General features: G+C 68.4%; 11 protein-coding genes. 5 read left to right on the top strand and 6 right to left on the bottom strand.

Features of this window, described 5'->3' with window-relative positions:
• Positions 1-145: 145 nt before the first annotated feature.
• Positions 146-652, top strand: coding sequence for a VOC family protein (locus tag ABZ004_RS34250; RefSeq protein WP_355685539.1), 507 nt, complete (start codon positions 146-148; stop codon positions 650-652).
• Between the two features lie 26 nt (positions 653-678).
• The gene (locus ABZ004_RS34245) at positions 679-1,464 is read left to right on the top strand and encodes a MerR family transcriptional regulator (RefSeq protein ID WP_355685538.1); all 786 of its coding nucleotides are present in this window, start codon (positions 679-681) and stop codon (positions 1,462-1,464) included.
• Positions 1,465-1,672: 208 nt separating this feature from the next.
• Here ABZ004_RS34245 and ABZ004_RS34240 read toward each other — a convergent pair whose 3' ends face one another.
• Entirely contained in the window at positions 1,673-3,025 is a 1,353-nt protein-coding gene (locus tag ABZ004_RS34240) for a pitrilysin family protein (RefSeq protein ID WP_355685536.1), read from the bottom strand.
• Complete coding sequence (locus ABZ004_RS34235) at positions 3,022-4,305, bottom strand: pitrilysin family protein (RefSeq protein WP_355685535.1); 1,284 nt, start codon at positions 4,303-4,305, stop codon at positions 3,022-3,024. The genes ABZ004_RS34240 and ABZ004_RS34235 overlap by 4 nt, the downstream gene beginning before the upstream one ends.
• A 175-nt stretch (positions 4,306-4,480) precedes the next feature.
• Here ABZ004_RS34235 and ABZ004_RS34230 point away from each other — a divergent pair, with 175 nt between their 5' ends.
• On the top strand, positions 4,481-4,687 hold the full coding sequence (locus ABZ004_RS34230; RefSeq protein ID WP_355685533.1) for a hypothetical protein: 207 nt from the start codon (positions 4,481-4,483) through the stop codon (positions 4,685-4,687).
• A gap of 94 nt (positions 4,688-4,781) precedes the next feature.
• Here ABZ004_RS34230 and ABZ004_RS34225 read toward each other — a convergent pair whose 3' ends face one another.
• The gene (locus ABZ004_RS34225; RefSeq protein WP_355685531.1) at positions 4,782-5,420 is read right to left on the bottom strand and encodes a response regulator transcription factor; all 639 of its coding nucleotides are present in this window, start codon (positions 5,418-5,420) and stop codon (positions 4,782-4,784) included.
• Positions 5,417-6,829, bottom strand: coding sequence for a sensor histidine kinase (locus tag ABZ004_RS34220; protein WP_355685530.1), 1,413 nt, complete (start codon positions 6,827-6,829; stop codon positions 5,417-5,419). The genes ABZ004_RS34225 and ABZ004_RS34220 overlap by 4 nt, the downstream gene beginning before the upstream one ends.
• Before the next feature lie 158 nt (positions 6,830-6,987).
• On the opposite strand from ABZ004_RS34220, the gene ABZ004_RS34215 reads away from it, so the two are divergent.
• Positions 6,988-8,691: a S8 family serine peptidase gene (locus ABZ004_RS34215; protein ID WP_355685528.1), complete on the top strand. Its 1,704-nt coding sequence runs from the start codon at positions 6,988-6,990 to the stop codon at positions 8,689-8,691.
• A gap of 54 nt (positions 8,692-8,745) precedes the next feature.
• Here the strand turns inward: ABZ004_RS34215 and ABZ004_RS34210 are convergent, their stop codons facing one another.
• Together ABZ004_RS34210 and ABZ004_RS34205 are read right to left on the bottom strand one after the other, a co-directional pair.
• Positions 8,746-9,501 carry a septum formation family protein gene (locus ABZ004_RS34210; RefSeq protein ID WP_355685526.1) on the bottom strand — a complete coding sequence of 252 codons (756 nt, stop codon included), beginning with the start codon at positions 9,499-9,501 and terminating at the stop codon, positions 8,746-8,748.
• 39 nt (positions 9,502-9,540) lie between these two features.
• Positions 9,541-9,966 (bottom strand): CBS domain-containing protein, encoded by a 426-nt coding sequence (locus tag ABZ004_RS34205; RefSeq protein ID WP_355685525.1) that lies wholly within the window; start codon positions 9,964-9,966, stop codon positions 9,541-9,543.
• A 141-nt stretch (positions 9,967-10,107) separates the two neighbouring features.
• Here ABZ004_RS34205 and ABZ004_RS34200 point away from each other — a divergent pair, with 141 nt between their 5' ends.
• Positions 10,108-11,322, top strand: coding sequence for an MFS transporter (locus tag ABZ004_RS34200; protein ID WP_355685523.1), 1,215 nt, complete (start codon positions 10,108-10,110; stop codon positions 11,320-11,322).
• Positions 11,323-11,324: the final 2 nt, after the last annotated feature.

The following is an 11,324-nucleotide window of genomic DNA, read 5'->3' as shown; positions in this document are numbered from 1 at the left end:
AAAACCGCGGGGGCCCCGCCCCCGGGGGCGCCCACACACCGGGATTGCCGGCGGGGGGGGCGCCCGGCCTATCCCCCCGCGCCCGCGACCTTGCGTTGGCTATTGGAGTTGACCCTGACGTCGGGTGAGGGCTCAGGGTGAGGGCATGCCTGATTACTTCTCTGCGTTCGAGATGAGTCCTGTTCCGGTGCCCGCGGTCGATGCGGTGGCACCCGAGATCTATCGCGGCATCTACGGGATGCCGATGTTCGTCACGGTGCCGACTGCGGACCTGGCGGTGTCTGCCGATTTCTGGATCCGGGGGCTGGGGTTCATCGATCTGTTCTCCGTGCCGGGACGGCTGACGCATCTTCGCCGGTGGGCCTTTCAGGATGTGTTGCTGGTGGCGGGGGAGCAGGCGGTCGAGGTGCCGGCGCCGAGTGTCAGTTTCGCGTGCGTGCTGAGTCAGGTCGACGAGATCGTGGCTGCCTGTGAAGAACTGTTGCCGGGATGCGTTGAGGGTCCGAAGCAGACGCCTTGGAACACCGTGGACGCGGAGGTTGTCACGCCCGAGAAAGTGCGCGTCGTCCTGACGGCCGCTCGGCCCTTCGATCACAGCAGCCCGGAAGCGAAAGGGCTTGCTGCCCTGGGGATCGAGGCTCCGCAGGCGTGAGAGAGGCGGCTGGCAGACTGGAGTTCATGGCGGGTGGCGATGGACTGACTGTCGGGGCGGCGTCGTCGCTGGTCGGCGTGACTGTTCGCACGCTGCACCACTGGGATTCGATCGGGCTTGTCTGCCCGTCCGACCGCACCTTCGGCGGCTACCGGGTCTACTCGGCCGGCGATATCGCCCGCATCCACCGAGTGCTCGTCTATCGCGAACTCGGCCTGCCACTCGAGAGCATCGGCGAACTCCTCGATGCCCCGGCCACCGAACCGCTGCTCCGGCAACGCGAACAACTCGTCGAACGCATCTCCCGGCTGCAGAAGATGGTCACGGCCGTCGACCGTCTGATCGAAGCCAAGAACGCGGGTCTGTTGCTCTCCGCGGAAGAGCAGGTCAAGATCTTCGGCACCAACTGGCAGCCGTCGTGGGTCGCCGAGGCCCGCGAACGCTGGGGCGACACAGATCAATGGGCCCAGTACGCCGAACGCTCGGCAACGCGCACAGCTGACGACTGGTCCCGGATCTCCGAGCAGGTCTCGGCCCTCAACGACGACCTGGCTACGGCGAAGCGCGCAGGAGTAGTTGCCGGTAGCCCCGAAGGCAACGCACTGGCCGAGCGCCACCGCGAGTCGATGGCCGCGTACTTCGAATGCAGCCATTCCATGCACGTCTGCCTGGGCCGCAAATACGCTGCCGACCCCGGCTTCACCACCCACTACGACACCCTGGAGCCGGGCCTGGCCGCATGGCTCCGGGACCTCATCAACGCCAACGCCCAAGCCCACGGCACCAACCCCGAAACCGCCACCTGGTCATGACGCCTCGAAAGCTACCCAGCCCAGAGCTCGGGATCACTAGATGGCGGCGCCGAAGAGAAGGATGGAGGTGGTGAGGCCGACCAGGCCGAGAACCAGGGCGACGGTCGCATCGGAGTTGTCCCGCAGTACGCCGTACGGGATGTGGTCCTGGTCGGAGATGGTGACTCTCTCTGCTCGGGCCCAAGGGTGAGCCCGAGCAGAGAGGGTTTCAGCTCAGCTCGATGATGTCGCCCATGTCCAGGTCGGTGAGCTGGGCGCGGACGTCCTTGGCTTCGCCTACGACGATGACGAGGAGGCCGTTGTTTCCGACGTAGCGGTTGTAGGCCTCGGTCGCGACCTCCGCGGTGGTGGCGGCGATCTGGGCGAGGTAGGTGTCGGCGAAGTCGAGCGGTACGCCGACGGCGATGTTGCTGCCGACCTGCTGGGCGATCGAGTCGGCCTGCTCGTAACGCAGCGGAGCGGTGCGGATCAGGCTGTCCTGCGCCTCCTGGACCTCGCGGTCGGTGAGGCCGTCGCGGGCCTCGCGGAGGATCCGGAGCGCGTCGGTGATCGCCGCGCCGGTCACCTCGGTCCGGACCGAGCCGCCGAGCGTGAACGTGCCGCCCTTGCTGGGCGCGTTGAAGCTGGTACGCGTGCCGTACGTGTACCCCTTCTCCTCACGCAGCACGGTGTCCACGCGCGAGGTGATGGTCCCGCCGACCACGTGGTTCGCGACGGCGGCAGCACCCCAGATGTCCTCGCGACGATCCGGACCGGGGCAGCCGATCAGCAACTGGCTCTGCACCGACCCAGGCCGGTTCACCAGTACGACGCGGTCGCCGAGCACGTACTGCGGCTCCGGGACCTCCAATGCCGGCCCCGCCGAAGAAGTCCAGTCCCCAAAGGCGTCGTCGACGATCGAAGCGACATCGACCCCGGTCGCGTCACCCGCGAACAGGATCTGCGCCCGGGCGGGACCGATGTTCTCCCGGTAGAAAGAAGCCACCTGAACGTTGGTCAGCGGCCGGATCGTGTCCGGCGTCCCCGCGGTCGGCCGCGAACGGCGTACGGAGGAATCGAAGAGCTGCGCCGCGAACGCCTCGCGCGCCCGGTAGCCCGCGTTCGCGCGTTCCTGGTTGATCTCGCCGAGCCGGATCGTCACGTGCCGGCCGACATCGGCGGCGTTGAAGGCCGGCCGGGTGATGGCTTCGGCGAGCAGCTTCACGGCCGGGGCCAGCTGCGAGGTCGGCACCGAGATCTCGACGTGCAGCGCGTCGGAGCTGACATCCACCCCGTACGCCGCGCCGTGCCGCTCCAGTGCGGCAGCGAACTCGTTCGCCGACCGCAGCTCGGTGCCCTCGTCGAGCGTGCGCGACATGATCGTCGCCACACCTTCCAGCTCACGCGGCTCGGCGAACAGCGGCAGCGCGATCGTGACCCGCACGGTCGCGACGTACTGACCGGGCCGGTCGAACACGTGCACCGGTGTCCCTGCGCGGGTCGTCGTGGTGGTCGACAGCGGGAACTTCCAAGGCCGCGGCGGCGCGACGGAGGGCGGTGTGGTCAGGGCCTGGCTCGTCATTCCTGCTCTCCCGTGGTGCTGCGGCGGTAGGTCACCTGGGCGCGGCCGGCGGCGCGGATCCACTGCGCGGCGACCTCCTGCACCTGCTCGGCGGTGACTGCGCGGATCTGGTCGATCCGGGTGTTGATGCGGTTCGGGTCGCCGAACAGCAAGGCGTGGTGCGAGATCTCGTCGGCGCGGCCGGAGCAGGTCGCGAGCTGCTCGAGCCAGTCGCGCTCGTTCTGCGCCTGGACGGTCGCCAGCTCTTCGGAGGTGACACCATCCGAGGCGAGCTTCTCGATCTCCTCGACCAGCGCGTCCTCGACCTTCTGCAGGTCGACGCCGTCCGAGGCGATCCCGGTCAGCGTGCCGAACGAGACCCCGCCGATCAGCGGCAGCGCGCCGCCCGAGACCGACTGGGCGATCTGCTCGTCGCGGACCAGCCGGCGGTTGAGCCGGCCGCTCTGCCCGGCGGCCAGGACGTCGAGCGCGAGCGCGGCGGCGTCCAGCTCGGGCGTCCCGTCGACCGGGAGCCGGAACATCATCGTGATCAGGTCGGAGGGGACGTCCTCGACGACGTCGTCCCGCAGGATCTCGGTCAGCGGGCCGATCGTGCCGTCCGGAGCCGGTGGCGGCGTCGGGATCGCCGGCAGGTGGCCGAAGTAGCGCTTGGCGGCGTCGAACGCGTCCGACTCGGAGACGTCGCCGACGATCGTCAGTACTGCGTTGTTGGGGCCGTAGTACTTGCGGAAGAACGCGTGGACGTCCTCGACGGATGCCGCGTCCAGGTCCTCCATCGAGCCGATCGTCATGTGCGCGTACGGGTGGCCGGCCGGGAACAGCAGACGGACGAGTCGCTCGTACGAGTCGCCGTACGGGCGGTTGTCGTAGCTCTGCCGCTTCTCTTCCTTCACGACGTCGCGCTGGTTGTCCAGGTTCTCCTGGTTGACTGCGTCGAGCAGGTAGCCCATCCGGTCGGCCTCGAGCCAGAGCGCCAGGTCGAGGCCGCCGCTGGGCAGCGACTCGAAGTAGTTGGTGCGGTCGAAGAAGGTGCTCGCGTTCAGGCTCGCGCCGGCGGTCTCCAGCAGGCTGAAGTGCTGGCCCGACTCGACGTTGCGCGAACCCTGGAACATCAGGTGCTCGAAGAGGTGCGCGAACCCGGTCAGGCCGGGTGGCTCGTGCCGCGACCCCACGTCGTACCAGAGGTTCACGGCGACGATCGGCACGGCCTTGTCGGAGCTGACGATCACGCGCAGACCGTTGTCCAGCGTCTGCTCGGCAAGGGGATAGTTCAGCGGCATGTCGCCACCCTACGTGCTGCCACGAGCCCACCCCATGCCCGTTCGCCGCGGGCTGAGCGTTTAGGTATTTGAACGCTCAAGAGCCCCGTTGTCCCTGGTCGGCGGAGCCGTTGTTACCTAGCGTTACCGCCATCGGATGCACGCGGAGGGGTGTGCATCAGAAGGGGGGCAGGACATGCAGGACAGGGCGCAGTTCGTGCCATGGCGGATGGCGGTAGCAGCCGCGGTCGCCATGGCCGGCGCACTCACCTTCGCCGGCATCGCGCACGCGCACGAGGTCGCCGACCCGTTCGACGGCACCGGTTCGGTCGCGATGGCGCCGGGAGCTCCCGGCTGCAGTCCTGACTGCCTGGGCCTGGCAGGTCACCAGGCCGGATCGTAGCTCTGCCGAACGGGGCGGGGGAGCTCTGCCGAACGGGGGGCGGTGCTACGGGGGAAACGACTGAACGTGAGGGCGGCGAACAGGGGGACCGCCCTCACGAACGGTCGTCACGCAGGAGATCGATCGCTGCCTGGCGATCCTTCACCCGGAGCTTGCGCAGCACCGACGAGATGTGCACCCGCACGGTGGTCGGTGACAGGAACAAGCGCTTCGCGACGTCGTCGGTGCTGAGGCCCTCGCCGAGCAGTTCCATCACTTCCCACTCGCGCGACGTCAACCGGGCGGCGATCTTCGTCTTCCGGCCGAGCCGCGACCGGCCCGGCGCCCGGAACTCGTCGAGGATGCGGGCGACCAACGTCCGCGGAATCGCCGCTTCCCCGGAAAGTACGCCGTGCAGGGCCGCCGGCAACCGCGCCGGATCCGTGTCCTTCAGCAGATAGCCCGATGCGCCGGCCTGCAGGGACGCGAACAGGTCCGCGTCCTCCCGCGACACGGTGAGCATCACCACCGCGATCTCCGGCAGCAGCCTGGTGATCTCACCGGCCGCACGGATCCCGCTGCCCGGCATGTGAATGTCGAGCAGAACGATGTCCGGTCGGTGTTCCTGCGCCAGCCGCACGGCCGCCGTACCGGTGGCGGCTTCGGCGCAGACCTCGAAACCGCCTGCCTCCAAGGCCTCCCGGATCCGCGCCCGGAGCTGGGGGTGGTCGTCGGCGATGACGATCCGGCTCACCATCTGACCGTCACCGTGGTTCCGTGGCCCGGCTGCGAGTCCAGGTCGAATGTGCCGGGCAACCCTTCGGCGCGTTCACGCATGCTGACCAGTCCGAAGCCGCGCCCGGGCGTCCGTAGTACGGGATCGAAGCCCTGGCCGTCGTCCGCCACCGTCAGGGAGTTCCGGCCGAGCTGCACCTTCACCCGTTCGGCCCGGCCGTGCTGTGCGCCGTTCAGGACAGCCTCCCGCGCTATCCGTACCAGCGCGTGGCTCTGGGCCGGACCGACGGCGACCGTGTCGTCCAGGTCGAGTTCCAGGATCACGTCGTGCCGTTCGGCGATCGGCTCGACGGCGCGGCGCAGTACCGACCCGAGCCGCTCGTCGCCCGGCCGGCTGAGGGTTTCGACCAACTCTCTCGCCTCGTCCATCGCCCGCTCGCTGGCGGCCTGGATCCGGTTCACCCGCAGCTCGTCGACCGTCGAGAAGGCCGCGGCCTCCGACCGGATGTAGGCCAGCTCCTGCAGTACGCCGTCGTGCAGCTCGCGCGCCATCCTGCGCCGATCCTCCGTCACGGCGGTCCGGGTCCGGGACGACCAGTACTTGCTGATCTCGCGCCCCGCTCCGATCAGCAGCAAGAAATAGCAGCCGGTTCTCAGGACGTCACCGGTGTACAACCAGTCGGGTTGTCTGGAGGGAAACAGCAGATAGTTCAAGCGGGCAAGGGCCCCGAGTGCAAAGGCAGGCCCGAGCCAGCGCAGCAGCACATCGTCGCGTCGACGAGCCTGTACTGCGAACGCCGCCGCCGCGAGGCTGAAGCAGGCCAGCGTCAGCAGCTGGGCGGCGAGCAGTCCGGGATGACCGTTAGTCGACGACGGCATCCCCTCGCCGGGGACCTCGAGCTCGCCCGGCCGGGGCAGGTGATCCGCCTGAGAATCCAGGCCGATCGTCAGCAGCGTCACTGCTGCGACGACGGGCGCGAAGGCCCACAGCTGCCAGCCGGCCCAGCCTGCCACGCGATCCGGTAGCAACGCCGCCGCGGCGAACACCACCGTTCCCAGCACTCGCAAGGCGGCCGGCAGCCAGATGTCCAGCACTCCGGACCTACCTCCCTGGATCAGGGACAGCAGGAGCAGGATGTTCGCGGTGCCGAGCAGCACGAGCCCCTGCAGCAACAGCAGGTCCTGCCAGCGACTCGCGCGCCGGAACCGGCCGTAGACGAGGTAGGCGAGCAGGAGCGCGATACAGGCGTCGACGGTCTCCAGCACCAGGTGCCAGGCCGCACTCTGATAGCCGAGAAGGTGCTCCGGGCCGACTACCAGGATGGTCGTGGCAACGGCCCCCAGCACAGCCACGGCCAGCGTGATCGTCCCTGGATCCAGCTTTCGGACCAGCACGACCGCACGTCCTCGCACAGCCAGCTCGCTCATAGTCACCGACCGTACGCCCAACGCGCCCGAGCCGGACAGGCCCGGTTCGAGAGCAGTTGTTTGATTGAGATTTCTGACAACGTCGGCGGCCTTCTGGCGGGTGCAAGCGAGGTTTAGCGTGTGCCGCGTCAGGCTCACTCCAGGGAGGGGATCCGCTCGTGAGAGACATCCGCAGATCGTTGTATGCGGCATCAGGTGCGCTGGCGCTCGTTGCCACCGCACTCGCCGTTCCGGTGCAGGCCGGGGCCGGTGCGACCACCGTGGCCGGGGGAAACACGGAGTACTTGGTACTGGTGAAGGCCGGCGCTGATCATGCGCAGGCGCTGGCCGCGGTACGGGCGGCCGGTGGCCAGGTGGTGAAGGAGAACCGCAACCTCGGCACGATGACCGTGCGGGCCGCGGGCACCGGGTTCAGTCTCCGGGTCTCGCAGGCCGCGTCCATCGAGGGCGCGGCGCGCAGCCAGGTGATCGGGAAGATCCCGCAGACCAAGCCGAACGTGGTCGAGCAGGAGCATCTCGGCGCAACTGCCGTCACCCCGAAGGCCGCCACGTCCGTTGCCACCGGCATGGATCCGCTCGACGCCCAGCTCTGGGGGCTGCGGATGGTGCGCTCCGATCTGGCCCGGACGGTGCAGCCGGGCAAGAAGGCGGTCAAGGTCGGGATCCTCGACTCCGGCGTCGACGCCCGCAACCCGGACATCGCGCCGAACTTCGACTGGAGCCTGTCGCGCAACTTCGCACCCGACCTGCCCGAGATCGACGGCGCGTGTGAGTTCCGCGGGTGTGTCGACCCGGTCGGCTGGGACGACAGCGGGCACGGGACGCACGTGGCCGGCACGATCGGCGCGGCCGCGAACGGGCTCGGTGTCTCCGGGGTCGCTCCGGGCGTCACGCTGGTCGAGATCCGGGGTGGGCAGGACAGCGGGTTCGTGTTCCTCGGCCCGGTGGCTGACGCGCTTACCTACGCGGGTGATGTCGGCCTGGACGTGGTGAACATGTCCTTCTACGTCGACCCGTGGCTCTACAACTGCACGAACAACCCGGCCGATACTCCGGAAGCGCAGCTGGAGCAGCGGACCACCATCGACACGATGCGTCGTGCCCTGAACTACGCGTACAGCAAGGGCGTCACCATGGTCGCTGCTCTCGGCAACAACCACGAGGACCTGGGCAAGCCGAGGCCGGACATCAGCAGTCCTGACTTCCCTGCCGGTACGGCGTACCCGCGGACGATCGACAACTCGAGCTGCCTGGACCTGCCGGTCGAGGGCCCGCACGTCATCGGCGTCTCCGCGCTCGGTCCGTCCGGCAAGAAGTCCGACTACTCCAACTACGGTCTCGAGCAGACCGAGGTGTCGGCACCGGGTGGCTACTTCCGCGACTACTTCGGTACGCCGCAGTTCCGGACCGTCCAGAACGAGATCCTCTCGACCTACCCGGTGAACGCCCTGCAGGTGCAGGGATTGGTGGACGCGGCTGGTGAGATCACACCGGCCGGCGTTGCGGGCGGCGTACAGAAGCAGTGTCCTGCCGGGGTGACCGACTACACCGGCTGTGGCTACTACAACTGGCTGCAGGGGACGTCGATGGCGTCACCGCACGCAACAGGTGTTGCTGCACTGATTGTCAGCGAGTACGGGAAGAAGGGGCCGCACGGCTCGTTCGGGTTGTCGCCTGACCGGGTGCAGCAGATCCTACTGGGTTCTGCGCAACACCGTGCTTGTCCTGTGCCGCCGCTGGTGAGCTACCTGAACGAGGGCAGGACAGCAGAATTCGACGCGCTCTGTGAAGGTAGCCGGAACTTCAACGGCTTCTACGGCCACGGCATAGTCGACGCCTGGGCCGCGGTCACGCGGTACTGATAGTCCGTACTACGTACGCGAGGCCCGGCGCTTGGTGCGCCGGGCCTCGCGCCGTCAGCGGGGTGCGAGGAAGCAGACGACGCCGCGGTCGCCGAGAGCCCAGCTCGACTCGATCGGGTGGAAGTAAAAGACGTCCGACGGAGTATCGGCCTGCTGTTGAGAGGCTACGAAGCGGTCTGTGCAGCCCTTCTCGGCAGCGGCCTGCACGGCGGGCAGGCCCGGCCACTTGCCTTTCGGCATCTCGTAGGTCGCGAACACCTTGCCGCCGTTCGGCCCGGTGCAAGGGACGATCTTGACGTTCTTGACCGAGCCTTCCTTCAGGCTGGAGACGCAGTCGCCGACCCGGAGCTCGTCCGGGCGGGTGGTCGCGGTGGTGGTCACCTGGCCCGAGGCGTCGCGCTTCGAATCGGTGGTGTCATCGCCTAGTGCGGCGAGCACTACGGCACCGGCCAGCCAGAGCCCGCAGATCACCAGGCCGGCGATCGCCAGGCCCTTGCCTTTCTGGTGGTTCTTCGGGATCTGGACCAGCGCGATGATCGACAGCGTGACGGAGACCGGGATGAGCAGGACCAGGCTGAAGATGAAGCCGAGGACGGCGAGCGTGCTCATCTTGCGCGGGCCGCTGGGCTCGTTGCTGTTGTAACCGCCGGGGTAGGGCTGATAGCCGCCCGGACCGGACGGATACGGCGGATAGCCGCCACTCTGCTGCGGGTATCCGCCCTGCGGGTGACCCTGGGCAGGCTGGTAGCCCGGGCCTGGCTGTGGCCCGGGCTGTCCGACCGGTCCGGTCGGTGGCTGTGTCGGCTCCATGCACGGAATGTAGACCCCGGCCGGGAGCTAAACCTTGATCTAGCCCGAGATGTAGTTGGAAAGTTGCTCGCGCTCGAACTCCAGCTCGCCGATCCGGGTCTTGACCACGTCGCCGATGCTGACGATGCCGGCCAGCGCACCGTCCACGACGACCGGGACGTGCCGGATCCGGCGGTCCGTCATCAGCCGCATCAGGTTGTCGATCAGGTCGTCCGGCGTACAGGTGTGCACCTCGGCCGTCATGATCGTGCTGACCCGGACGTCGCCGGCGTCCGGCGTGCGATTGAACAGCCGGACCACGTCCCGCTCGGAGACGATGCCCGAAACGGCCGACCCGTCGGCGCTCACCACGACCGCGCCGACGTTGTGCTCCGCCAGCAGAGCGAGTAGTTCGGTGACCGAGGCTTGCGGGGAGATGGTGACGACCTGGTTGCCCTTGCCACGCAGTACGTCGTTGATCTTCATGGAGCCTCCTGAGGATCGAACCAATACCCAAAGGTAGCGAAAACCGGGCCGCAGCGGCAGGTCTGGCAGAATGCGGATGGTGACCGCCGCTTGTCCCGCCCGCCGGAGCCGTGGCCTCAGCCCGTCACGCCCGGTCACCGGGTGAGCTGGCGCGCGGACCTCGCCGTACTGCGCCATCGCGACGTCCGCATCTTCCTCTCGGCCCGCTTCGTCTCGCTGCTCGGCTCCTCGATCGCACCGATCGCCCTGGTCTTCGCGGTCCTCGATGTCTCGGACAAGGCGAGCGCGGTCGGCCTCGTACTGGCCGCCCGGAGCATCCCGAACGTGATCTTCCTGCTGATCGGTGGGGTGATCTCAGACCGGCTGCCGCGGCACCTGGTGCTGGTGGTCGCGAACACGGTCAGCGGGCTGACCCAGGGGCTCGCGGCGGCGCTGGTGCTGTCGGGGCATGCGCGGTTGTGGCAGCTGGCGGTGATCGAGGCGGTGAACGGGGTCGCGGCGGCGTTCGTGATGCCCGCGATGACCGGGATCCTGCCGTCCATCCTCGACCGGGACGAGCTGCCGCAGGCGAACGCGGTCTCCGGGTTCGCGCGGTCGGTCGCGCTGATCGGCGGGGGAGCGGTGGCCGGCGTGATCGTCGGGTTCACCGGACCCGGGGTCGGGCTGGCGGTCGACGGGGTGACGTTCTGCCTGGCCGCTGCATTGCTCAGCCGGTTGCGGATTCCGCGGATCCCGCGGGATCGCACGTCGGTGCTGCACGATCTGCGGGTCGGCTGGACGGAGTTCGTCTCGCGGCAGTGGGTCTGGGTGATCGTGGTCGCGTTCGGGCTGCTGAACATGATCTTCAGCGCCTGCTACAACACGCTCGGGCCGGTGATCGCCAACGACACCTTCGGCCGGGCCGGCTGGGGTGTCGTCAGCGCCTGCTTCGGGGCCGGGCTGATCGCCGGCGGGATCGTGATGATCCGGGTGAAGCCGCGGTACCCGCTCCGGATCGGGATGCTCGGCGTCTTCCTGTCCGCGCCGGTCTTCCTCTGCCTGGCGCTGGCGCCGAACACGATCGCGGTGGCCGCGATGGCCTTCGTGGTCGGGATCGGCTTCGAGATGTTCGGGATCGGCTGGGAGACCGCGCTCGGTCAGCACATCCCGCTCGACAAGCTGTCCCGCGTATCGTCGTACGACATGCTCGGCTCGTTCATCGCGAGCCCGGCCGGCCAGCTCAGCGTCGGCTACGTCGCCGCGGTCGTCAGCATCAAAGCAGTCGAACTGTACGGCGCGGCGCTGCACATCCTCATCGTCTTCGCCACCCTCCTCGTCCCCTCCGTCTGGCGCCTCCAACGCACCACGGACACCTGACT

Source organism: Kribbella sp. NPDC006257, assembly GCF_040613535.1.
GTDB lineage: Bacteria > Actinomycetota > Actinomycetes > Propionibacteriales > Kribbellaceae > Kribbella.
The sequence above is the reverse complement of the archived record's forward strand: the minus strand, read 5'-3'. Positions and strand labels throughout refer to the sequence as shown.